Genomic DNA, 22,963 nt, shown 5'->3' with positions numbered 1-22,963 from the left:
TCTTTAGTCCCACGGAACTAGGTCAGTTCCAATGCGTGTGTTTCTTTGTTCTTAAAAATCACCCAGGAAATATTTTAAAGGGAAATCTTAAAACTAAAATAATGGTCTTGTTCTCTAAAACCATTCGCTGTAGCGGCAGCAAGGGCGATAGCGTTTTCGGTATCTACGAAGAAGAGTATTTCTTCGATTACTTGATCTGCGCAATACCTTACAGAACGGTTCAAGAATTCATATGCGGACTCCATGCTTGAATAAAACGAAAATACCTCTGCATAGATATGGTTGTATTTTTTTAATGTGATGGAACCTACCACGGATTGATTACTCATTTCTAGAAAAACAAACCATGGTTTCTTATTTCTAAATATTTTATCTGCAGACCAAAAAATATCGGGGTTTACCTGGTCGTGATGGTGCTTAAATCGCTGTTCGTTCGATTCAAGTAAAGGTTCCATATGCAAAGTAGCGTGCTTCAATTTTGGAATGCGTTCGACATCTAAGGTCATTACAGTACAATCATCGATTAGAATCGCATCGAAATCATCGTAAGCCTCTAAAGCGGTTTGATTTGAGATTGGAAAACCGCAAAGTAATTGATAGCTTGGGAACGCAGCTTTTAAATAATCAATAAATGCCCTTAACACTGCTTGGTAATCATTCGAAGCATAGATACCTGCTACGGTTTGCATAATGCAATCGTCCTCTGCAATTGCGAATGCACCAAATTCAACAATTTCCTGATGATCGTTGAATTTAGCAAGGCAAAGCGATTTCTTAATGATTTTTGAGAGTTCTGATTTTGTCTTATATTTTGGAAATGATTGAGTTAAAGGATTTGATTGATGAGACCATGCATAGTCTATTGCGTCGTCCAAATCCATTGAATAACATATACGTATCATATAAATCTCCTTTCGACTATTATAACTTGGATATGAAGTAAGTTAAAGGTAAAAAAAGCAGAACATGAATTCTGCTTTTGCTTTCGATCACATATCTTGAGCACTTTTATCATAACGAGGGAAAAATATGAAGTCAATCAGTTCTGGAATCTGAGCAATACTATGAGGATATTGGACCAGAATATATACAAAACGAATAAAAACAGCAAAAACCGTACATACGGTTGTTATAAATATAATTGAGCGGGTGAGGAGAATCGAACTCCGTAGCCAGCTTGAAGGCTGAGTTTTACCATTAAACTACACCCGCATTTTGAATGGTGTCTCGTGTAGGACTCGAACCTACGACCCACTGATTAAAAGTCAGTTGCTCTACCACCTGAGCTAACGAGACAAAAGAATGGTGGGGAGACGGATTCGAACCGCCGAACCCTAAGGAGATGATTTACAGTCACCCGCGTTTAGCCACTTCGCTATCTCCCCATTCTTATTCAAAATGGTGCCGACTAGAGGACTTGAACCCCCAACCTACTGATTACAAATCAGTTGCTCTACCAATTGAGCTAAGTCGGCAAATATGGTGGAGGTTAACGGGCTCGAACCGCTGACCCTCTGCTTGTAAGGCAGATGCTCTCCCAACTGAGCTAAACCTCCAGGTCTGTTGCGTTTGTTTGTATTCCTTAACGCCTTAATAATATACCATACGCTTCTTGATATAGTCAACACTAAAAGTCGATTTATTTCAAATATTTGAATAAAGTTTTTATTAAATGTGAAAAGGTTCTTTAAAAGGTACAATAAGCCCTTTTTAAAGCATTATTATGCATATTTATAGTGTATTTCTTATCTTAATCTGAGTCCACAAAAATAAAAGAACACTCCGAAGAGTGTCCGATATTATTTAATTAATGTTTGAGCTGCAGTAATAATTGCAAGTTTATAAACATCTTCTTCAACACATCCACGTGATAAGTCAGATACTGGTTTGTTTAGACCTTGAAGAATTGGTCCAATTGCTTCATATCCACCAAGACGTTGTGCAATCTTATATCCAATATTTCCGGATTGAAGATCTGGGAAGATAAATACACGGGCATTACCTGCTACACTTGATTCAGGAGCTTTTAATTGAGCAACTGTAGGCACAAATGATGCATCAAATTGCAATTCTCCATCAATTTGATATTCAGGCGCAAGCTCTTGAGCGATACGTGTTGCTTCCACAACTTTATCAACTTCTTCACTCTTTGCAGAACCTTTAGTTGAGAAACTTAAGAGTGATACAATTGGGTCGATATCAAAGAGTTCAGCTGTTTTTGCACTTTCAACAGCAATTTCTGCTAATTCTTGTGAACTAGGGTTGATGTTGATGGCGCAATCTGAGAATAAGTATGATTCATGACGTTTGAAAATAATAAATGCACCACTTGTACGACTCACACCAGGTTTTGTCTTAATAATTTGTAATGCTGGACGCACTGTATCACCTGTTGAGTGAATTGCACCACTCACCATAGCATCAGCATCTCCCATATACGTTAACATTGTTCCAAAGTAGTTTACATTTTTAATCCATTCGTAAGCATCTTCTTTAGCTAATTTACCTTTACGACGTTCCACAAGGGCATCAACCATTGCTTCTTTTTTGTCTTCAGGGTAAGTTTCGGGATCGATAATCTCTACTTTATCCATCAAGAAACCTAAATCTTGTGCTGACGATAAAATTACTTCTTTATTACCTAAGATGATTGGATGACAAAGTCCATCAGCTGCTAAACGTACTGCAGCACCGATAATTCGTGCATCAACACCTTCTGGAAAAACAACTTTAATGTCTTTTCCGGAAATCTTTTCTTTTAAACCTTCAAATAAATCCATTTGTAAGTTTACCTCCTATATACATTTACTTATTATACACCAAATGTTCACGAGTAAAAGAAAATGGCTTAAAAAGAAACCAAAAAGAACAATTTATAGAACAAGAAGATATGCTAAAAGCAGATCATCCAAATGACGTAATGATAATCCGGTCAATTCATGAAATTTATCAATACGGTAGTTAAGCGTATTTCTGTGTATAAATAGTGCTTGCGCTGAAGAGGTTACATTACCTTCGTGTTCCCACATGCAAATAATTGTTTCAACCATATCATCTTGTGACAAAATGAGTTGTCGCATGGAGGACCCAATTGAGCTGGAACGTATATGTGGCGTTACATATGCTTGAAGGTAAGTATTTGAAAAGTTATTAATACGTGCCGGGTAGCCTGACTTATGAAATAACAACGTTTCTTCTTTAAATAAAGCAATCAAGTCATCATTCATCATTCGATCGGAACCTATATATAAGGATGTGTTTGTAGAGAAATCATCATCCAAGGCAGCGATAAACCCTTTAAGCGATTCTAAGTCATAAAGTCGTGAATCTAAAACCACAAGACCTGAATGATTATTAATATAGAAAGCATCTAATGGGTTTTCAAAGAAGTGCTTAAACGTTTTCAACCACAAGTCATGATCTTGATTGAGATACTTCACATGAAAATGGATAAAATGATAAGACTTGGTAGATGCAAGCATCAAGGCCTCACCGTTGATAAGATGCTGATACCACATTGATTTTTGATCTTTTTCTTTAAACATTAAGGATAATAAGTCTTTCTCTGTTTTGTTGAGAACAGAAACATTAATCATCAAATATTGATATCCGTCATAAAGCACAAACTCTGATTCGGAAGCATTATTAATTTGGCTTACCCGAGCACTGGGATAGAGTTTTTGTAGGTCGTTAAATGTCATATGGTCTCCTTGCACAATTTCTTTGTTCAACAATACTATATCATATTTGTAACCGCTTTATTATAATGTATTTAAGAAAGTAAAAGGGGATAATTACATGGCAAATATTAGCTTAAAGAGTATTTATAAACGATATGACAAAAATGATCACGATACCGTTGTTGATTTTAATCTCGAAATTCAAGATCAAGAATTTATTGTGTTTGTTGGGCCATCTGGATGTGGTAAATCAACGACATTAAGAATGATTGCAGGTTTAGAAGATATTACTTCTGGTGAATTATGGATTGGAGATCGTCTGGTAAATGATGTCGAACCTAAAGATCGTGATATTGCGATGGTTTTCCCAAACTACGCTTTATATCCGCATATGACAGTGTATGACAATATGGCTTTTGGTCTTAAGATTCGTAAGACACCAAAAGATGAAATCGATAAGGCGGTTAAAAATGCAGCTGAGATTTTAGGCTTGGATACTTATTTAGATCGTAAACCAGCAGCGCTATCAGGTGGTGAACGCCAACGTGTTGCACTTGGACGTGCGATTGTTCGTGATGCAGAAGTATTCTTAATGGATGAGCCATTAAGTAACCTTGATGCGAAATTACGTGTAGCAATGCGTGCGGAAATTACGAAATTACACCAACGTCTTAAAACAACAACAATCTATGTTACTCATGACCAAACCGAAGCGATGACAATGGCAGATCGAATTGTTATTATGAAAAAGGGAATTGTACAACAAATCGGAACGCCAAAAGAAGTTTACAATTCACCAAATAATGTATTCGTAGCTGGATTCATCGGATCACCGGCCATGAACTTCTTTAAAGGACGCGTTGAAAATGGACACTTCATCGCAAGTGAAAATCTAAATGTACCAATTCCAGAAGGAAAATACAAAGTCCTTCAAGATAATGGTTATGAAGGAAAAGATGTTATTTTTGGAATCCGCCCAGAAGATATTCATGATGAACCACTGGTTCTTGACTCACAACCGGAATCAATTGTTAAGGCATTGATTTCTGTATCAGAGTTATTAGGAGCTGAAACAATGGTTCATGCTTCAATCGACGGACAAGACTTTATTTCTCGTCTTGGGGTTAATGAAGCGTATAGCTCAGGTCAAGAAGTTGAACTCTCAATGAACTTAAGTAAAGGTCACTTCTTCGACATTGATTCAGAAAATATTATTAAGTAGGTTTTATTCAAGGAGACTCAGTCTCCTTTTTCCTATATATAAGGAGAAACTATGAAAGAATATAAGAATATGATTTATATAGCATTAGGTTTGATTCTTTCCGCAATTACTTATGGATTAAGTTTTGTTCTACCGTTTCAATTTTATTCCATGTTAGAGTTCTTAGCGTCTTTAGTTTTATTGGGGATAGTCTTGGTTGGACTTGGAAATGTGATTCTAGGTCGTAAAGAGAAAAAACATCCTAAAAGTAATCATAAGAAACAACGTTCGGAGCTGATAAGCGTTTCTACAGATATGTTTTTTATTGTCTTACCGATGTTGATACTTATTGTATATCACTATGTGGTGCGATGATTATGCTGTTATTTGGCTTGTTAATCGTGAACGAAAATCACATTTAGAAGGTAATATTTCAAAGTTTAAGAATTATATAAAAAAATGTGTTTTACCCCTTGCATTGCCTACGTGTTATGCTATAATAAACAAGCAAACACTGAAAGATATTGGGCCATAGCCAAGCGGTAAGGCATCACACTTTGACTGTGACATTCCCTGGTTCGATCCCAGGTGGCCCAGCCAATATGATAATCAAACAAACAATTTCATTGTTTGTTTTTTTTTGTCTCATGGATGAAGGATATCGTATTTTTCCGCAATAGTTAGTAAATACAGCTTCTTCTCAAGCGCATTGTATGGATTCAAGGTCTTCATAATAGCCTTTATTAAAAATTTTACTTACGATGCCTCCTTGCAGGAAGGGTTGTAAGGATCAATCGCGTGTCATTAAAATCAAGAAGATTGAAGGGTAAGGCCAAAGATTTCATTAAAAAAAGATGAAAGTATTAAAACTAAAATGTTAAGTTTATGAATTAATTGAGAATTACGAAGAATGCGGTCAAACATTAAATGCGTTTGTATGAACACGTTTTCAAATCATAATTAGATTCGATTCGGTAAAGCGTAATCTATGAATGCGACGCATTTGTAATAATATTTTATGAAAAAAAGCCAAAAAATGTCCGTTTATTACAAATTCTGACAGGATTGTGTCATATTAATCTTAATTTTCTTAACAGATGTTAAATTGAGAATACATCTAATAAAGGAGAATTAAGATGAAAAAATTAAGAAAGCACATTTTAAGTTTTGTCTTAGTCGCGATGTTGATGGTAAATGTCGTGATGGTCAGCGGTGGTGTGAAAGCGGACTATAATTCAGCCGATCTTTTGGAATATCATAGTTCGAGTATTTTATCACCATCATACCAAGTAGGATTTATCCCTGAGGTTACCAATCCATCAGCCTTATCCTATCCAATCGAATACGAACTCTATTTTGAATACAATACGGGTGTTCTTGAATTGATTGATACGGTAATTTGCGAAGATGAAGCTGATGTTATGGAGAAAGTTTATTTTAAATTAGTCGATAATGTTAATCTTGGCGTGGTCAAATCACATATCTTAATGGTGAACAAACAAGCAGGTGTTATAGCGAAGAGTACATTTGACACGGCAAATAGCTTCGTTGCAACATTTTCCGCAGAGGGTGGAACATTTCAAGACGGTTCAGACACTTACACGATTACAACTTATTTGGATCAACTTTGAACATATGACCAAGGTTACCAAGAACCAGTTCGCCCAGGATTTACGTTTGAAGGATGGGAACTGGATAACGCGGGAAGTGGTTATATATGGGGTTTGGATAATCAATTAGTGGATTGGCATGAGAACCTATTTGCTATTTGGTCTGAGGATCCTGTGATTGTGGACTATTCCGTATCATATGATGGAAATGGGGCTTTAAGTGGTGATGTTCCAAATGGAACACGCGTTGAGGAGAACACAGTATATACCGTGCTCGATACGCTTCCAAATCTAGCCAATCCAGGCTATACATTTGATGGATGGAATACTGCACAAGATGGAACGGGTCAAGCGGTTCAACCCAATGCGTTATTTACTGTAACTGAAGATACAGTATTCTATGCACAATGGAAAAAAGCAATCGTTCCAGTCGTTGATTATTCAATTACATACAATGCGAACGGTGCGACACAAGGGTCAGTTCCAAATGGATCAACGGTTACGGAGAACACGGTCTATGAAATCCTTGGAAACACAAATAATCTGACTCTTAAAAACCATAAATTTATGGGGTGGAATGATAAAGCAGATGGTACGGGAAACCATTTTGATGCGAAAGATAAATTGACAGTTACTTCGGATAAAGTACTCTATGCTCAATGGGAATTAGAACAAAAACCAATACCTACTGATCCAGAAATAACAAAACCAGAAGTAACGAAGCCTAATTTGAACATCGATGAAATAGAGAATGACCATCAAGAGGCTGTTGGAAATGTACAAAGTGATGCGGTACTTCCAAGTACGGGTGTGAATGAGAACCTTCTTGTTCCAATTGTAGGATCAGGAATAATCATTATTGGTATTACGCTTGTTATTCTAAAGAAAAAAGAATCATAATGCAGTGTTAAGGATGAGGAAACCTCATCCTTTTTTTTATTTATTATTAATAAATAAATCATAGAAATTGTTGCTTGATTCATAAACTATATTTTCTTTATAACATAGATTTATCGATTAATGACATTTGAATAAATTTTTATTTGATAGAAAATATAATGATTGCATGGAGGTAAGGGTATGAAAAAACAAAGTACTTATGCTAGATCATTGGTAATTATGTTATGTCTAATGCTCGGCGTGGGAACCGCTCAAGTTGCATTCGCAAATGAAGACCCGGAATTTATTTCGGAAGATTCCGTTGTCACAACAGAAGCAATAGATCAAGAACAAGAAGAATCTACAGAAGTTGACGATAAAGAAATAGACGAAACAGTTGAAGAAGAAGCGATTTTAACGGAAACTGTTGAACCATCTACTGATGCAGTTGAAGAAGAAACTAAAGAAGAAGCTAAGAAGGTTAAAGCAGTCAAATATAATCTTGGCGCAATTAAAAACAAAACAGAGCTTGAAGCAGCATTTGCAGGCGCTCTTGAAGGTGACGTCATCACTTTAGCATCTGATTTTGTAGCAGAAGATGTTTCAATAACAGTTCCAAATGCAAACATTACATTTGATGCGAATCATGTTATCTGGACAAATTCAACCCTTGAAGTTACGGTTGCTCACAACGTAACACTTAATATTAAGAATCTTGTTATGGATGGGGTAGGACATACATCAAATCTACTTCGTATTTCAAATCCAACAGGTGTTATTAATTTAAGTAACAGTAAATTTATCAATAACGGTGCAACACCAATTACTGCAAATATTCAGTCAGGAGCTGAGTTCACGATTGATACAACTCTTATTAACAATAATAAGGGTGTGACAGGTGGATCTGCTGTACAACTTTCTGAAAACAGCCGAGGTACCTTCAACGTTACAAATAGTACAATTTCAAATAATACGGGTACTAGTGGCGGATATACCAGGAGCCATCGGTGGTAAACATCTACAGTGATATTAATATTGCAAATACAATTTTAAGTAATAATCACAACGATTCCATTAATACCGGTGTATTTGGTGGTGGTGCAATCGCATTACACTACTATCGTGGAAATATGACGATTAAACAAAGTTATTTCAAAGGAAATAAAGCAGGTGGTGATGGCCATTCTGAAACCTATGATGGAGGCGCAATTTATATCTTTGATGGTCGTGATGGCGCAACCGTCGATATTGATTAAACAACCTTTGCATACAATGAAGCAAAAGATGATGGTGGTGCAATCTTATTCCAAGGTTCAGGGACTCCCGCAGGATTAACTACAAACATCCACAACAGTACATTCTATGGCAATAAAGCCGGCGGTACTGATGGAGCGAATCTACCCGGTGGAGCAATCATGTACTTTAAAAATGGTGGATCTTCGAAAATGTCGAACACTATTTCGGGCTCTACATTTATGGATAATGTCGCAGGGAATGCAGATGTTGATACTGAGTTTAAAGGTGGAGCGATCTCTTTAAGTGGTGCGGGAATGCTCGCTACTGCTACGATTAATTATAAGGGATCACTATTCTTCGGCAATCAAGTTTACAAAAATGGCGTGATTGACCCAACGGCTAAATTTAAAGACATTTCGAACAGTTCATCTTCGGTAATGAGAAATGGTAATATTATTAATATCGATCAAAGCACACCAGAAGTAGCAACTCAAGCTAAAAAAGAAATTTTTGGATTTAAAAATGTTGGCTTAAGTCGTGATCAATCGGAGTTAGTGGCAGGGATTGAAGGGGAAGTCATTCCTACAATCGCAATTAAACCTGAAGGACCAGCAGATGATGGCTTCATCGGTGGAAATACTGATGGATATGATCAACGTGGGAAGAAACGTTTAGGTGATATTGGTGCTGTAGAAATCCTTTGGATTAACTATGATGCTAATGGCGGGAATTTTGACTTAGAGGAAATGAATGACTACGAAGGTGAAACTTACTATGAAAAAGATGCGTCTTCAAAAGGTGTTTCCTATTATGATATAACTTCAGCTGAGTCTATTAAAGAAGAACAGACAGAAGATAGCATTCATCCAGAACGTGTAGGATACAAGTTTATGGGATGGTCAAAAGATATCAATGCAACAACACCAGATGCAGACTTTAACACACGTAAACCTGTGAAAGTTGCTGATGACAGTCTACGTCTATACGCTGTATGGCGTGTAGGGGATGCGTTCACGGTTACCTATCATGGTAATGGAAATACAGCGGGTGTTGAACCAACAGATTCAAATACCTATGATACAAATGAAAATGCAGTTGTTCTAGGTGAATCGACTTTAGTCAAAGATGGTTGTAGTTTTATTGGCTGGAATACACTTGCTGATGGAACAGGAACGGACTATGCGAAAGATGCCAACATTACGATGACACAAAATGTAGATCTTTATGCACAATGGGAAGAAGATGTTACACCTCCAGTTACAGAAAAATTCACAGTTACTTATAAAGGTAATGAGAATACAGCTGGAACAGCACCTGTTGATACTAAAGAATATGAAAAAGGTGAATCAGCAACCATTCTTGGTGCTGGAGACCTCTCAAAAGACGGATATGAATTTATAGGTTGGAACACCCAAGCTGATGGAAAAGGTGACACAGTAAGTGGCTCAGTGACTGTTAATGCGGATGTTACACTTTATGCACAGTGGAAAAAAGTAATTGTTGTTGTAGATACATATACGGTTGAGTATGATGGAAATGGAAACACTTCCGGAAATGCACCGATTGATTCACATCCTTACGAAAAGGGTGAAAACATTATCGTAATGAGTTCAAATAATTTAGTTAAAGAAGGTTATAACTTTATTGGCTGGAATACTCAAGCGGATGGAAAAGGTGATAGTTATGCACCTGGCGACTCAATTGATGTAGTAGGAAATGTTAAACTCTACGCACAATGGATTAAAGCAACAAAACCTGTTGACCCTACAAAACCAGTAGATCCAACAAAACCTGGCGAAAACAATCAGACGGATTTACCTCAAACTGGGGTATCTGATAGTAGTGTTGCAGTGATTGCAAGTATTACTTTAATCGGATTAGGCTTGGTACTTGTTAAAAAACGTAAACAAGAAGAAGCATAGTTAGGACGGATATTTAGAAAGCTTAGCATTGAGAGATGCTAAGCTTTTTTTGAGAGTGGGAGCATTTTATGTCATTTGGGTATGAAATAGGTCGATTTAGAACCGCATCACCTTTATTACAAATTCCCATGATAAAATATTTTTAAAGTGAGAAGGAGAAATGTTATGAAATTAGAATTTAATCAGATTAACAAGTATTTTGACGAACATCATGTGCTCAAAGATATTTCATTTGAAGTGAACAGTGGACAAATCTTTGGCTATCTTGGTCGTAATGGAGCGGGAAAAACAACGTCAATTCGAATCTTAATGGATGTTTTTAAACCCAATTCGGGGAATATTACCATAGATGGGAAACCATTTAGTCGCGAAGATTATCGCATTGGTTACCTTCCCGAAGAACGTGGTATGTATTCTAAAACACGTGTTATTGATCAACTTGTCTATTTTGCAATGCTTCGCGGTGCTACCCGCGAAGAAGCGATGGATTCTGTAAACTATTGGGCTAAACAATTTAAGATAGAAGAATATCTCGACCGTAAATTGGAAACCTTGTCGAAAGGGAACCAACAAAAAGTACAAATTACGCAAGCTTTTTTAAATAATCCAGACATCTTAATCCTTGATGAACCATTTAGTGGTTTAGACCCTGTGAATTCTCAAGTATTTCAAGATGCCTTAACGAATTATATTGCGGATGATAAGATTATTATTTTTTCAAGTCACCAAATGAGTTATGTCGAAACATTTTGTGATGACATTGCCATTATTAATCAAGGATCAATTGTTTTAAATGGATCCCTTAATACAATTAAAAAAGAGCTTGGAAAGGATAAAATTCGTATTCAAGCCCATAATTATGATTCGAATCAACTCATGGCATTGTTGAGCAGTGATCAAGTGCATGTTGAGGCGGATGAGAAATCGGTGATTGTTTCTTTATCAAAAGAATTGTCAAAGAAGGCATGGATGGCATCCGTGATTGAATCCGATATTGATTTAAAACTCTTGTCAGATTATGAACCAAGTCTTCAAGATATTTTTGTAGCAAAGGTAGGAGATCATCATGAATAAACTGAGTACTGTATTTAAATTTGAATTTTTAGAAATGTTACGAAAACGCAGTGTAAAAGTAACAACGTTAATTTTATTCATGGCGGTTTTGTTCATCACATCAATTCCGACAATCCAAACATTCTTTAAGGAAGATCCATCAAGTGAACCTCAAACAGGTGAAGTGGTAACTGAAATCCGAAATGAGTGGGGATTTATCTTCGAGGATGAATCGATTGATAAAGCAATGTTTGCTTCAATGCTTGGTCTCGACCATCTTAAACAATTTGATTCCGAGACGACAATGAAAACATCATTGCTTAATAAAGAAATAAAAAAAGGATTTATTTTACACAGCAGTACAGCCTATAAAGCACTGACAATTGACAAGGATATGTTTGGTTTTGAAGATGGTATAATTGAAGATACATTAAAAACAATGGCCATTGATGAAAATTTTAAGGCAAATAATATTGATGTAAACGAAGCGCGTAATGCGATGAATGTTTCAATTACATCAGAGGTCGAAACAATCGGGAAGGATTCCTCACAAGGATTCTTTATAGCTTACGTTATTATGTTTGCAATGTATATGTTGATTCTTTTCTTTGGTCAATCCGTAGCAACGTCCGTTGCACGTGAGAAAGACAGTCGAACCATGGAATTGCTTATTACCAGCACGGATCCTAAAGTTCTTATTCTTGGAAAAGTATTTGCAATGGGAGCTGTTGGATTGTTGCAAGTTGGTACAATCTTATTGTCCGTATTTATAGGTTTTATGGTAAATAAGGTGAATTATGATCCAGATATTTTAATGATGGTACAAGGATCGCTTACGTTCTATACAGCAATTGTGTATTTAGTATTCTCAATTGCAGGTTATATTTTATACCTTTATATTTTTGCGGCATTGGGTTCGTTGATTTCTAAAGTAGAAGATGTAAGTTCTGCGACTACACCAATTACTGTTTTATTTGTTATCGCATTCTTTATTGCCTCAAGTAGTTTAAGTGCGCCGGATAGCCAACTAACGATTATTAGTTCCTATGTACCGTTTGTCTCGTTATTTACAATGCCAATTCGTTTTATGCTTACATCGGTAAATTGGATTGAAATTGTGGTTTCAATGGCAATTATGATTTTATCAACCTTAGTGATTGCGAAGATTTCGGTCTACATCTATCGTTTTGGTTCGTTAAATTATGGAAATAAATTAAAAATTAAAGACATACTGAAAGCAAAAAAATAACTCTTTAAGAGTTATTTTTTTTGATATCGATCATTGATTTTTTATTTAAAATACGATTGGAGCTACAATATTCTGTAGGACTGCAACAATACTCCAACCTGCTACACGACTGGTGCGGCTATAGATTTTCAAGTCTGTTTTTATTTCTTCGCCTTCAAGCATTATGCGATGTTCGTCACCCACATAACCCGGTACGGCATTAATGTTTAACGTTGTATTTTCGGGACCAGCACTTGCAAGGGCTATTGCTACAGAAACGTTTACGTGTGTTGGTAATGCAGCAATAGCTTCTTTTGTGGTTCCTGCGAAGACTTCTACAGGTTCTTGAATATCGATGAGTCCTTCTCGATTTAGAGATGTATGAACTAGGGCACGAGGGGATTTCATACCCGTCATTTTTACATTGACAGGGCTCATTAATGTAGCCGTTCGTAGGATATCAAATTCTCCGACTGCGCCACTTGCAATATGAACCTTTTTACCAGTTTCGCGCGCTACATCTTGTATATGGTTATAGAATGATGCATCAGCAAAAGCTCCGATTGAAAGTACAACAAGATTTGAACCGGAACGAAGAACTGTTTCAGTATAGTCAACGACTGATTTAACCGAAGCGGCTTCAGATGTATAATCAGGTTCGAGTGCCATTAACTCTTCGATTGTTGCACATGCTTTACAACCATAATGGTTTGCGAATGCTGCTGTACGAAGTGGATTGCGACCTAGAACACCTACAAGTTCGTATTCAGGTAGGTAGCCATCTACCCACGCTTGAGCAACGATGTCATTAAGAAATCCTGGCCCAATTAAAGCTAATTTTAATTTTTTCATATTAATTCCTTTCCTCATTTATATATGTATCTTAACATATATTTAGGTAAGTGAACCGGTTTATAAGGATTTTGTTAATTCAACGTGTGAATTTTGTCTTATTGGTTTTGTGAATTGTTATGTAATCTTCATCAATCAAGGTCTATGAATTCGAATGTGGTCTTTTTTTCAGTAAGTAATGAACCGTAATAGCTTGCACTTAATGGTAACGATGTATAGGTTAAATTTTTCATTTGGTTTTCTAAGATCTCTAAGACAGAGAAGTTTGGGAAATCTTTTTCAATTTTTAAGTCGAAAAATTTAATATAACATTCCTTGAGACACCATAATTTATAGAAACTTTGGATACCGTGCTGTCTCACAAATTCGATTTCGTTGGGATGATAGAAGCGATTCGCGATTTTTTGAAAGTTCACATCTTCCTTGTACTTTTGGATATCAATACTTAATGGATTAAGACTGAACGCATACGTAGAGAACGCATCGGTTATCGTCTTACTATAATAAAAATCATTGTTTAAGATGACTGGTTTACCATTTTCAGTTTTATAAAGATACCATGTATCATCCAGTTGATTGCGATCTGTAAAGTCATGAATGCAAGTATCAAGTGTATGGCTTGTAGGATTTTTTGATTGATAAATAATGACATGATTTTCCATAAATTTCTCCTTAATAATGCAAGCATATCATTGTTTTGATCTTTGATTCGTAGACTTAAGAATCTATAAGCCGTTCTTAAGATTGTGTTAAGAATACGAATGGTATAATTGGCACGAAATTAAAGGAGTTTAACGATGAATCATATCTTAAAGTATCTTGAATTAAGTGCAGCGCATTATCCCAATAAAACCGCAGTAGTCGAACCGAATCAGTCGATTACGTATCGTGATTTAAAAGATAAAGCGCGTATAGCAGGAACATTTTTTATTAATCATTTCGAAAAAAATCAACCAATCGTTATTTTCAGAGAAAAGGGAATTGAAACGCTTGCGTTAATGTTTGGGGCAGCCTACGCGTGTTGTCCTTACGTCATTGTGGATCCTTCACAACCCGATAATCGTGTTATTTCGATTCTAAAGACATTAGAGACACATTTCATCGTGTCTGATGAAGCGCAAAAATCTCGAATTGAACAATTGAATGCTCAGATTAATTATATTGAGTCAAAATCCATATTGAACGGAATCAGTCAAGAAGATCAGATTAAACAACGTATGGGATCGCATATATCAACGCATCCGCTCTATATTCTCTTTACATCAGGCTCGACAGGGAATCCAAAAGGTGTCGTTGTATCCCATTCATCGGTCATTCGATTTATCAATGATTTTACCAAGACGTTTCAATTTTCAAAAGACGATGTAATTGCGAATCAAGCACCTTTTGATTTTGATGTTTCGGTAAAAGATATTTATAGTGCTCTCAGGACAGGTGCTACCTTGGTTTTAATACCGAAATTGTATTTTACAAATCCAGTTATGTTATTAGACTATATCTGTGAATCAAATTCAACGGTACTGACATGGGCGGTCTCTGCGTTATGTTTAGTAAGTCAGCTAAAAGGATTATCGTATCGACAACCAAATCAGTTACGACAAATAATGTTCAGTGGGGAGCGCATGCCAATCAAGCATTTGGAAACGTGGCATGAAGCGTGTCCGAATACGACATTTGTAAACTTATATGGCCCAACTGAAATTACATGCAATTGTACATATTATGTTTTGGAATCGGAATGTAAATACGATGAAGACCTTCCAATAGGAATTCCATTTTATGATGACGAAGTATTTTTATTAGATGATTCTAATTCTAAAGTGGTCTCCTCAAATGTCCTGGGTGAAATTTGCGTCGGAGGATTGAGTTTAGCACTGGGATATTTTAATAATAAAGAACAAACGGACCGGGTATTTATTCAAAATCCGTTGAATCCCTATTATCGAGACATCATCTATCGTACGGGTGATTTAGGATTCTATAATCAAAACGGTGAATTATGTATTAGAGGTCGAAAAGATTTTCAAATCAAACACATGGGTCATCGTATCGAACTTGAAGAAATTGAACGGAAAATTGAAGAACATCCATCCGTTTCGAGAGCCTGTTGCGTATACCATGAAAAAAAATATAAGATTTATGGAATCTACCAGGGGAATTTGGATGTTAAGGCGTTAATATCGTATCTGGAAACAAAGCTTCCCCATTACATGATTCCCAATACCTTTATTCAGGTGCACCAGATGCCCTTGACGAAAAACGGTAAGATTGATCGACAACTCTTAAAATCGGAAGTGGGGATCCACGTATGAATCTAAACAAACTATGTACTTCTTATAAGGAACTTAAAACACCAAGTTATGTTTTTGATATTGATCATCTAGAAAATCATGTAAATACAATAAAGTCATTATTACCTCACAATGCAAAGTTGTGTTACGCCATGAAAGCAAACCCATTTCTAGTTGGTATCTTAGATCCTTATGTGGATTCTTTCGAAGTGTGTTCACCCGGAGAATTCCGTATTTGTCAAAGAAACCACATTTCAAACCAAAAAATAATTCTTTCGGGTGTTTACAAAAACGATGAAGACATCAGGAAAATTATTGAAATGGACGAACAACCCATTTATACAATTGAATCCATGAAACATCTTGAAATACTGAATGATTTATCGAAGGCGTATCAAAAAACCATATCGGTTATTTTAAGGCTTACAAGCGGAAACCAATTCGGTATGGATGCCTCAACGATTGATGAAATACTAGATCGAAAGGATGAATATCCATATTTGAAGTGGTATGGAATACAATTGTATTCAGGAACCCAAAAGCACAAGCTTGATAAGGTTCAAAAGGAACTCGAAACTCAGAAAAAATACATTGAAGATTTACGCGATCGCTACAAGATTGCATTACCGTGTTTAGAATTTGGTCCGGGATTGGGTGTTCAATATTTTGAATCCGATAAACCAACGGTCTCCGTTTCAGAGTTTGGTTCAATGCTTCAAAATTTGGATTTTGATGGAACTGTTGTTTTGGAAATGGGACGCATTATTGTTGCATCGTGTGGTACTTATTTAACCAAAGTTGTGGATTTAAAGCTTAACGATCATAAGCATTACGCAATACTTGATGGCGGTATTCACCACGTTAGTTACTACGGTCAGTTTCTAGGGATGAAGTGTCCCAATATTGAGCGTATCGCTTTAGGAGAATCTATGGAAACGCAAGCAACTTGGAATTTATGCGGCTCTCTATGTACTGTGGCGGATGTCTTGGTAAAGACTTTGAGACTGCTCTTGCTTACAATGACGTGATTGCATTTAAAAATGTTGGTGCGTATAGCATCACAGAAGGATAAGTCTTTTCTCAGTAGAGATCTGCCACAAGTAAATGTATTTAGTAAAGACCAAGGACTCGTAACACTTAGAGACATCGTACACATTGATACGCTAAATTCAGCGAAGGAGAAATCAGAATGAATAAATTATTAGAAATATTAGAAGATATAAAACCAAATATTGATTATGAAAATGAGTGTGAATTGGTTGATAAACGAATTCTTGATTCGTTTTCAATTCTTACATTGGTTGCTGAATTGGAAGATTCCTTTGATATTGAAATTCCATTTGATGAGATTAAACCAAATAATTTTAATACACTCAAGAATATGTGGGAAATGGTAAGTCGTCTTAGCGGTGAAAATTAATGGCATATCACAATTATATTTACCTTTTCTTGCTTTTACCGATTGTGATGATTGCATATCAAATATGCAGTCAAAAATATCGCTATCTTGTAATGCTTCTTGGAAGCATTACTTTTTATCTCTTGATGAGTTCAACACTAATCACTTACCTACTCATCATAAGTTTATCAACATATGCTATTGGATTGGGTCTAGCCCAATCCAAACATAAAAAGTTACTCTTATTTCTTGGGATTTTAATACCACTTACGATATTAACCGTTTTTAAATATTACAATTTTATCGGTGAAAACCTTAATTCAGTTCTAAAAGGTTTTGAAGTGACTCTTCCATATCGAAAATTCATACAACCCATTGGAATTTCATTCTTCTCTTTACAAGCAATGAGTTACCTTGTAGATGTGAAAATGGGAAACATTCAAGCAGAACGAAATCCACTAAAAATCATATTGTTCTTATCCTTTTTCCCGACAATCATTGAAGGTCCTATAGCGCGATACAATCAAGTGATTCCACAATTGAATACCGGGGAATCAATTACGTATGCATCATTAACTTTTGGTCTACAAAGAATGCTTTGGGGTCTTATTAAGAAAATTGTGATTGCTGACCGATTAGACCCCTTTGTAGGATCTGTATTCAAAAATGTTGATACAAATGGTGGTGTTGTGATTCTAATTGCCATCCTTGCGTACACGCTTCAACTTTATTCCGAATTCTCTGGAACGATGGATATCGTGTTGGGTACCGCTGAAATTTTTGGGATAAAGCTCCCGGAGAATTTTAATCAACCCTTTTCTCCAAAAGTGCTTCAGAATTTTGGCGACGTTGGCATATGACTTTGGGAGGTTTTTTTAAAGATTATATTTTTTATCCCATTTCTTTATCGAAATTTAATCGTAAACTCACAAAATGGTTAAAAACAAAAATAGGAAAACGCTACAGTCGATTAGTCCCAACCTTAGGAGCGTTATTGGTCGTTTGGATTTGCAATGGTTTATGGCACGGAGCCCAATGGCAATATCTCGCATATGGAATGTACTATTTTGTCATTATTGCAGTCGGAATGCTTTTAGAACCGCTGTTTTCGCTCTTTTTTAAGAAAACAAAAATCAATCGCGAAAGCAAAGGTTTAAATGCAATGAGATGGATCAGAACCATGGCGATTGTGAATGTTGGAATGATGTTGTTTCGGTCACACGGTATCTCAAAAGCAATTTTCATGTTTACGCGGATGCTTGGTGATTTTAATATGACACAAATCACCGATGGCTCACTGCTGAATAAGGGGATGGATATTCATGACTTTGGTGTTGTTATTGTGGGTTTTGTGATCATGGTTGTTGTGGGCTTTCTTAAAGAAAAGGGTGTTCACATTAGAAATCGTATTTCGCAGTGGAAGTGGTATGTGCGCACTCCGTTTTACTATGCTGCGATGTTATTCTTAGTTATTTTTGGAGCCTATGGTTACGGCTATGCAATCGTAGAGCTTATCTATGCAAATTTTTAGGAGGTATTATGAAAATAATTAGATCAATTGTGTTTACCCTCGGTTTTATTGCTATATTATTTACAATAACACCTCTTTTTGCGCCATATGAAATCGATCAATTTGCGAAAGGGAATAGTACTGCATTTAATGGTATTTTTGCCGAAGATACGAATCGTTTGGATATGTTATTTAGTGGAGACAGTGAATCCTTCACCTCTTTTATGCCCATGCGATTTTGGGAGAAATTAGGGATAAAGTCTTACAACATTGCGGTTGCTTCTCAAAATTTAGCGGATGGACATAAGACCATAAGCCATATCATTCAAAAACAAAATCCGAAAGTGATAGTGTTAGAGACGAATCAGATTTATACCAGTATTGGTGGCATCGCGAATCTAGTGGATAAATCCATGACCAATACTTTGGCGAATGTGTTCCCCATCTTAAACCATCACGATAATTGGAAACAAATACTTTCGCTACAAAAAGCAAAAAGCGTAGAAATCAAGCGGAAGCCTCTAAAAGGCTGGCGAATTAATCGTAAAGAAAATGCGTATGAGCGTGGACCGTATATGCACCAGACGTTAGAATCAAAAGAAATTCCTTCCTTGAATCGACACTATCTCGATCAAATCGTAGCACTGTGCAAAGAAGAAAACATTCAATTAATTTTAGTGAGCGTACCGTCTCCAAGAAATTGGACCTACGAAAAACATAATGGTGTGAGTGCCTACGCTAACGAAAATAACATTCCATTTCTAGATTTAAATTTGGAAGCAGATTCTATTGGCATGAATTGGCAGGAAGACACATATGACAAAGGGGACCACTTGAATTTAAAAGGTGCTGAAAAAGTAACGAAGCGTCTAATTGAATACATCGCTCAAAACTACAACATTAAAAGTGACACCGACGAAGCGGAACGTGCTTTATGGCAAAAAGATTTTGATGCATTTATTCAGCAAATTAACCCCTAATTTAACAAGAAATTAAAGGTGTTAAATCTTAAAATTTCTTAAATAGCTCACAATGTATTGTAAAAGAAACATATAATAGAAGAAAGGAGGTGCTTATGAAAAAGATACTAATTGTTGACGACGACAAAGAGATTAGAGATTTGATGAAACGCTATTTAGAAATTGATGGTTATGAGGTTGTTGTTGCCTCTGATGGAAATGACGCAATGCGTTATCTCGATGAAAGCATCAAACTCGTGATTTTAGATGTTATGATGCCTGAGGTTACGGGATTTGAGGTAAGCGAGGCCATAAGAAGAAAGTATAATGTTCCAATCTTATTTGTTTCTGCAAAAGCTACAGAGCAAGATAAATTTGTAGGTTTTTCTGTTGGTGGGGATGACTACCTAAGCAAACCATTTTCTTTTTCTGAGCTCAGCCTCCGTGTAAAATCATTACTAAGACGATACATTCAATACGATCGTGCTACGGAGCATCGGGCAGCACAAAACATAATAAACACCATTGACTCCATCACCATCGATCTTGAAAAAGGAATCACTTTAAAAGATGGGTTACCCCTCGATTTAACAGAACGAGAATTTCGTATTTTAAAATTATTGGCGACTAATCGTGGGAAGATATTCTCAATTCAAAGTATTTATGAAAATGTTTGGCAAGATGAGTATCTCTACGCCTCTGCAAATACAGTCATGGTTCATATTCGTAATTTAAGAAAGAAAATTGAACATTGTCCTGAAAACCCAAATATTATCAAAAACATATGGGGTCGAGGATATAAAATTGATTAAACATCAGAAGCAGTCACTCACACTTGGCTTAAAAATATTTCTTATAACGGTGGGATCAATTTTTGTATCGTTATTCGTATTTGTTGTTACGATATCGGTTTCGATTGACCCGATTGCAACATATGTAAAGGGTGAAGAGCGGATTCACTCGCGAATGCTTCGTGACAAGCAAGATCTCCAGCATTACATTATTGATAACGACATTACCGAAATGAACATTGAAGATCTAAGTCCATGGTTGGAAAATCATAAGTGTATGATTATCTATATCGTAGATGTTGACAATAATAACATCGTCTATACAAACGACGATCTCTTTATAAGTAAAGAACTCGAGATTGCCGGAAATACGTCACTTGAATCGACAATGCTTTATATTGGTGGTAAATACTTCTATATTGATATGTTGTATTCAGTGCGGGCGGAAGTGGAAAACTACGCTACCTATCTTGGACTCACGCTTTCATCCATTACATTTTTACTTGTTTTTTATTATGGTATCCGAAATATCACCAAAAGGGTTAAGCAGCTTACCAATGAAATTGAAATTATTGGGGCAGGAACCCCCAACAGTTACATTAGTGACAAAGGAAACGATGAGCTCGGACGTTTAAGTTTTGAAATTAATGCACTGATTACTGAGTTATCTCAAAAGAACCAAGAACTGGTTATTTCTGAAAATGCACTTAAAGAACTTGTGACAAGTCTTGCTCATGATTTAAGAACGCCACTTACTTCATTGATCGGTTATATTACCCTTATTAAATTGGAGTCTCAATCTGAAGATATCGAAGAACTTGCGAATCGATGTGAGCAGAAGGCACTTCAAATGAAAACCATTTCGGATGAACTGTTTTCACTTTTTTCAACGCTCTCGTTAAATGAAGACAGCGAATTACCCCTCGAACGAGTTTATGTTCAAGATTTTATTGAGGGTGCTGTAGACCGTCTAAAATCTGATTTAAAGTTAAATGAATTTGAAGTTGAAGTTCGTCAAACGATAACAGATGATGACTATTATGTAAATTTGAATCTATACTATATGGATCGCTTGTTTGAAAATATTATTTCGAATCTCTTAAAGTATGCAGAACCCATGTCAGAGATTCAAATTCAAATTACGCTTGAAAATTTATGGTGTACCCTCGAGATTTCCAATATCACGCGGATAGACCAGGTGACAGAAAATGCTTCAGGTTTTGGATTGCTCTCATGTCGAAAAATTGTAGATACGCATAAAGGCCATTTTTCCACATCACAAAATGAAGGTGTATTTATAACGAAAGTAGAATTACCCATAAACCCATAAAAAAACAGCGAGTGCAACACGCTGTTTTTTTCTTTTATCAAATCTCAACCGCACCACTTTCACTTTTATTAAAGTCTATCTCATAGGCCGTTTTGAAGTCAAATATTTTTCGCGGCATTGAGTTAATTTTGAAGCAAATATCATCAAGATATTGTTGCGCTATATCATACATTGATTTTCCTTTTGGTATAAACCTTCTAACGATTGCATTCGCTCGTTCATTGGTTCCACGTTGAAAAGAACAGTATGGATCACACTTATATAGTTTCACACCCAACCGCTTGGCTGTAATTCCTAATGTTTTAAATTCAAGTCCATTATCTACTGTTATCGATTTCGTGGTTATATTATTCTCTTCAATAAATTTTCGAATTAAGTTTGATGTGTAATAGTCATATCGATATTCTGCTTTAATAAGCCAGGTCATTCTTGAGCAGCGGTCTACAATGGATATAATCGCTGCAGATTCATGTTTCTTACCGATTATAGAGTCGATTTCGAGATGGCCAATCTCGTTACGTTCCTCAATGTATTTAGGTCTAAGGCTAATTGAAGTACCGTTTTTTCCAAGTTCCATCTCAAGTGATTCATCATTCCACTAATTCTCTTTACGTTTTCGACGTTTATAGCACATTCTATTTGGTTTATATCAAGTTTACCTTGATTAATCCAGTTATAGACTTGCTGCGATGAAACACACGGTTTATATGGATGATATCGTTTATAGTTACTCAAGCATACTTCTACCCAATGAACTTTAGGATCATAGTGAGAATGCAGATATTCGATTAAGTGGGAATATTTTTCTCGAATATCAATCGTTCGTTTCTTATAGACATTATTTTATATCTAGAAATCGTAGAATGAGATATATTGAGTTTACGTGCTGCCTTGCGCATAGAGTAGCCGATGCTTAATAGAATATCAATTTGGTCTTTCATTTTTTTATCTAATTGTTTATACTTCATATGGGAGCTCCTTTTAGTGAACCGCACCCCGAATCTTGGACAAAGATGAGGAGG

Annotated in this window: 22 protein-coding genes, 6 tRNA genes and 1 pseudogene; 18 read left to right on the top strand and 11 right to left on the bottom strand. The window is 36.1% G+C overall.

All coding sequences use genetic code 11. The annotated features are described in order from the left end of the window. Positions 1-74: 74 nt before the first annotated feature. From EEI45_RS08205 to EEI45_RS08170, 8 genes are all read right to left on the bottom strand, one after another. Positions 75-902: an acyl-CoA acyltransferase gene (locus tag EEI45_RS08205; protein ID WP_125164848.1), complete on the bottom strand. Its 828-nt coding sequence runs from the start codon at positions 900-902 to the stop codon at positions 75-77. A 242-nt stretch (positions 903-1,144) separates the two neighbouring features. Further along, positions 1,145-1,212, bottom strand: a tRNA-Leu gene (locus EEI45_RS08200). An 8-nt stretch (positions 1,213-1,220) separates the two neighbouring features. Beyond that, a tRNA-Lys gene (locus EEI45_RS08195) sits at positions 1,221-1,296 on the bottom strand. Positions 1,297-1,303: 7 nt separating this feature from the next. Beyond that, positions 1,304-1,385 (bottom strand) — tRNA-Tyr (locus EEI45_RS08190). A 14-nt stretch (positions 1,386-1,399) separates the two neighbouring features. Beyond that, positions 1,400-1,475: transfer RNA gene (locus EEI45_RS08185), tRNA-Thr, on the bottom strand. 5 nt (positions 1,476-1,480) lie between these two features. Continuing rightward, a tRNA-Val gene (locus EEI45_RS08180) sits at positions 1,481-1,556 on the bottom strand. A gap of 243 nt (positions 1,557-1,799) precedes the next feature. Then, positions 1,800-2,780: a phosphate acetyltransferase gene (pta, locus tag EEI45_RS08175; RefSeq protein ID WP_125164847.1), complete on the bottom strand. Its 981-nt coding sequence runs from the start codon at positions 2,778-2,780 to the stop codon at positions 1,800-1,802. A 93-nt stretch (positions 2,781-2,873) separates the two neighbouring features. After that, positions 2,874-3,701, bottom strand: a complete 828-nt coding sequence (locus tag EEI45_RS08170; RefSeq protein ID WP_125164846.1) for a helix-turn-helix domain-containing protein — start codon at positions 3,699-3,701, stop codon at positions 2,874-2,876. Positions 3,702-3,798: 97 nt separating this feature from the next. On the opposite strand from EEI45_RS08170, the gene EEI45_RS08165 reads away from it, so the two are divergent. From EEI45_RS08165 to EEI45_RS08125, 10 genes are all read left to right on the top strand, one after another. Further along, positions 3,799-4,902 carry an ABC transporter ATP-binding protein gene (locus EEI45_RS08165; protein WP_125164845.1) on the top strand — a complete coding sequence of 368 codons (1,104 nt, stop codon included), beginning with the start codon at positions 3,799-3,801 and terminating at the stop codon, positions 4,900-4,902. Positions 4,903-4,953: 51 nt separating this feature from the next. Further along, complete coding sequence (locus EEI45_RS08160; RefSeq protein ID WP_125164844.1) at positions 4,954-5,256, top strand: hypothetical protein; 303 nt, start codon at positions 4,954-4,956, stop codon at positions 5,254-5,256. Between the two features lie 150 nt (positions 5,257-5,406). Further along, positions 5,407-5,481: transfer RNA gene (locus tag EEI45_RS08155), tRNA-Gln, on the top strand. Between the two features lie 536 nt (positions 5,482-6,017). Next, positions 6,018-6,512, top strand: a complete 495-nt coding sequence (locus tag EEI45_RS08150) for a hypothetical protein (RefSeq protein ID WP_125164843.1) — start codon at positions 6,018-6,020, stop codon at positions 6,510-6,512. A gap of 93 nt (positions 6,513-6,605) precedes the next feature. Continuing rightward, positions 6,606-7,391 carry an InlB B-repeat-containing protein gene (locus EEI45_RS08140; protein ID WP_125164842.1) on the top strand — a complete coding sequence of 262 codons (786 nt, stop codon included), beginning with the start codon at positions 6,606-6,608 and terminating at the stop codon, positions 7,389-7,391. A 180-nt stretch (positions 7,392-7,571) separates the two neighbouring features. After that, complete coding sequence (locus EEI45_RS09745) at positions 7,572-8,384, top strand: hypothetical protein (RefSeq protein ID WP_228410351.1); 813 nt, start codon at positions 7,572-7,574, stop codon at positions 8,382-8,384. Beyond that, entirely contained in the window at positions 8,378-8,626 is a 249-nt protein-coding gene (locus EEI45_RS09740; protein ID WP_228410350.1) for a hypothetical protein, read from the top strand. The genes EEI45_RS09745 and EEI45_RS09740 overlap by 7 nt, the downstream gene beginning before the upstream one ends. 159 nt (positions 8,627-8,785) lie before the next feature. Next, positions 8,786-10,528, top strand: a complete 1,743-nt coding sequence (locus tag EEI45_RS09735; RefSeq protein ID WP_228410349.1) for an InlB B-repeat-containing protein — start codon at positions 8,786-8,788, stop codon at positions 10,526-10,528. Between the two features lie 165 nt (positions 10,529-10,693). Continuing rightward, positions 10,694-11,602: an ABC transporter ATP-binding protein gene (locus EEI45_RS08130; protein WP_125164841.1), complete on the top strand. Its 909-nt coding sequence runs from the start codon at positions 10,694-10,696 to the stop codon at positions 11,600-11,602. Next, positions 11,595-12,830, top strand: coding sequence for an ABC transporter permease (locus tag EEI45_RS08125; RefSeq protein ID WP_125164840.1), 1,236 nt, complete (start codon positions 11,595-11,597; stop codon positions 12,828-12,830). Before EEI45_RS08130 ends, EEI45_RS08125 begins: the two co-directional genes overlap by 8 nt. A gap of 45 nt (positions 12,831-12,875) precedes the next feature. On the opposite strand, the gene EEI45_RS08120 is transcribed toward EEI45_RS08125, so the two are convergent. Continuing rightward, positions 12,876-13,661: an aspartate dehydrogenase domain-containing protein gene (locus EEI45_RS08120; protein WP_125164839.1), complete on the bottom strand. Its 786-nt coding sequence runs from the start codon at positions 13,659-13,661 to the stop codon at positions 12,876-12,878. A gap of 131 nt (positions 13,662-13,792) precedes the next feature. Then, positions 13,793-14,323 carry a 4'-phosphopantetheinyl transferase family protein gene (locus EEI45_RS08115; protein ID WP_125164838.1) on the bottom strand — a complete coding sequence of 177 codons (531 nt, stop codon included), beginning with the start codon at positions 14,321-14,323 and terminating at the stop codon, positions 13,793-13,795. A gap of 135 nt (positions 14,324-14,458) precedes the next feature. On the opposite strand from EEI45_RS08115, the gene EEI45_RS08110 reads away from it, so the two are divergent. The 8 genes from EEI45_RS08110 (at position 14,459) to EEI45_RS08080 (ending at position 21,941) form a co-directional block, all read left to right on the top strand. Beyond that, on the top strand, positions 14,459-15,973 hold the full coding sequence (locus EEI45_RS08110; RefSeq protein ID WP_125164837.1) for an amino acid adenylation domain-containing protein: 1,515 nt from the start codon (positions 14,459-14,461) through the stop codon (positions 15,971-15,973). Beyond that, a complete protein-coding gene (locus EEI45_RS08105; RefSeq protein WP_228410348.1) occupies positions 15,970-16,980 on the top strand; it encodes an alanine racemase in 1,011 nt (336 codons plus the stop codon). Before EEI45_RS08110 ends, EEI45_RS08105 begins: the two co-directional genes overlap by 4 nt. A 161-nt stretch (positions 16,981-17,141) precedes the next feature. Further along, entirely contained in the window at positions 17,142-17,372 is a 231-nt protein-coding gene (locus tag EEI45_RS08100) for an acyl carrier protein (RefSeq protein ID WP_125164836.1), read from the top strand. After that, positions 17,372-18,211, top strand: a complete 840-nt coding sequence (locus EEI45_RS09730) for an MBOAT family O-acyltransferase (RefSeq protein ID WP_228410347.1) — start codon at positions 17,372-17,374, stop codon at positions 18,209-18,211. Before EEI45_RS08100 ends, EEI45_RS09730 begins: the two co-directional genes overlap by 1 nt. Further along, positions 18,208-18,882, top strand: a complete 675-nt coding sequence (locus EEI45_RS09725; RefSeq protein WP_228410346.1) for an MBOAT family O-acyltransferase — start codon at positions 18,208-18,210, stop codon at positions 18,880-18,882. The genes EEI45_RS09730 and EEI45_RS09725 overlap by 4 nt, the downstream gene beginning before the upstream one ends. A gap of 8 nt (positions 18,883-18,890) precedes the next feature. Beyond that, complete coding sequence (locus EEI45_RS08090; RefSeq protein ID WP_125164835.1) at positions 18,891-19,841, top strand: SGNH/GDSL hydrolase family protein; 951 nt, start codon at positions 18,891-18,893, stop codon at positions 19,839-19,841. Between the two features lie 95 nt (positions 19,842-19,936). Then, complete coding sequence (locus EEI45_RS08085) at positions 19,937-20,632, top strand: response regulator transcription factor (protein WP_125164834.1); 696 nt, start codon at positions 19,937-19,939, stop codon at positions 20,630-20,632. Beyond that, positions 20,625-21,941, top strand: a complete 1,317-nt coding sequence (locus EEI45_RS08080; protein ID WP_125164833.1) for a HAMP domain-containing sensor histidine kinase — start codon at positions 20,625-20,627, stop codon at positions 21,939-21,941. The genes EEI45_RS08085 and EEI45_RS08080 overlap by 8 nt, the downstream gene beginning before the upstream one ends. Before the next feature lie 37 nt (positions 21,942-21,978). Here EEI45_RS08080 and EEI45_RS08075 read toward each other — a convergent pair. Beyond that, positions 21,979-22,909: pseudogene (locus EEI45_RS08075) on the bottom strand (IS30 family transposase). Between the last annotated feature and the right edge of the window lie 54 nt (positions 22,910-22,963).

Origin of the sequence: Erysipelothrix piscisicarius (assembly GCF_003931795.1) — a bacterium.
Classification (GTDB): Bacteria; Bacillota_I; Bacilli_A; order Erysipelotrichales; family Erysipelotrichaceae; genus Erysipelothrix; species Erysipelothrix piscisicarius.
Note: the sequence above shows the minus strand (reverse complement) of the source record. Positions and strands in the feature narration are given on the sequence as shown.

What these genes read in the sequence shown, in the direction of transcription:
- EEI45_RS08205 (WP_125164848.1), bottom strand. Translation starts at nt 902, where the DNA reads ATGATACGTATATGTTATTCAATGGATTTGGACGACGCAATAGACTAT.
- pta (WP_125164847.1), bottom strand. Translation starts at nt 2,780, where the DNA reads ATGGATTTATTTGAAGGTTTAAAAGAAAAGATTTCCGGAAAAGACATT.
- EEI45_RS08170 (WP_125164846.1), bottom strand. Translation starts at nt 3,701, where the DNA reads ATGACATTTAACGACCTACAAAAACTCTATCCCAGTGCTCGGGTAAGC.
- EEI45_RS08165 (WP_125164845.1), top strand. Translation starts at nt 3,799, where the DNA reads ATGGCAAATATTAGCTTAAAGAGTATTTATAAACGATATGACAAAAAT.
- EEI45_RS08160 (WP_125164844.1), top strand. Translation starts at nt 4,954, where the DNA reads ATGAAAGAATATAAGAATATGATTTATATAGCATTAGGTTTGATTCTT.
- EEI45_RS08150 (WP_125164843.1), top strand. Translation starts at nt 6,018, where the DNA reads ATGAAAAAATTAAGAAAGCACATTTTAAGTTTTGTCTTAGTCGCGATG.
- EEI45_RS09745 (WP_228410351.1), top strand. Translation starts at nt 7,572, where the DNA reads ATGAAAAAACAAAGTACTTATGCTAGATCATTGGTAATTATGTTATGT.
- EEI45_RS09735 (WP_228410349.1), top strand. Translation starts at nt 8,786, where the DNA reads ATGTACTTTAAAAATGGTGGATCTTCGAAAATGTCGAACACTATTTCG.
- EEI45_RS08130 (WP_125164841.1), top strand. Translation starts at nt 10,694, where the DNA reads ATGAAATTAGAATTTAATCAGATTAACAAGTATTTTGACGAACATCAT.
- EEI45_RS08125 (WP_125164840.1), top strand. Translation starts at nt 11,595, where the DNA reads ATGAATAAACTGAGTACTGTATTTAAATTTGAATTTTTAGAAATGTTA.
- EEI45_RS08120 (WP_125164839.1), bottom strand. Translation starts at nt 13,661, where the DNA reads ATGAAAAAATTAAAATTAGCTTTAATTGGGCCAGGATTTCTTAATGAC.
- EEI45_RS08115 (WP_125164838.1), bottom strand. Translation starts at nt 14,323, where the DNA reads ATGGAAAATCATGTCATTATTTATCAATCAAAAAATCCTACAAGCCAT.
- EEI45_RS08110 (WP_125164837.1), top strand. Translation starts at nt 14,459, where the DNA reads ATGAATCATATCTTAAAGTATCTTGAATTAAGTGCAGCGCATTATCCC.
- EEI45_RS08105 (WP_228410348.1), top strand. Translation starts at nt 15,970, where the DNA reads ATGAATCTAAACAAACTATGTACTTCTTATAAGGAACTTAAAACACCA.
- EEI45_RS08100 (WP_125164836.1), top strand. Translation starts at nt 17,142, where the DNA reads ATGAATAAATTATTAGAAATATTAGAAGATATAAAACCAAATATTGAT.
- EEI45_RS09730 (WP_228410347.1), top strand. Translation starts at nt 17,372, where the DNA reads ATGGCATATCACAATTATATTTACCTTTTCTTGCTTTTACCGATTGTG.
- EEI45_RS09725 (WP_228410346.1), top strand. Translation starts at nt 18,208, where the DNA reads ATGACTTTGGGAGGTTTTTTTAAAGATTATATTTTTTATCCCATTTCT.
- EEI45_RS08090 (WP_125164835.1), top strand. Translation starts at nt 18,891, where the DNA reads ATGAAAATAATTAGATCAATTGTGTTTACCCTCGGTTTTATTGCTATA.
- EEI45_RS08085 (WP_125164834.1), top strand. Translation starts at nt 19,937, where the DNA reads ATGAAAAAGATACTAATTGTTGACGACGACAAAGAGATTAGAGATTTG.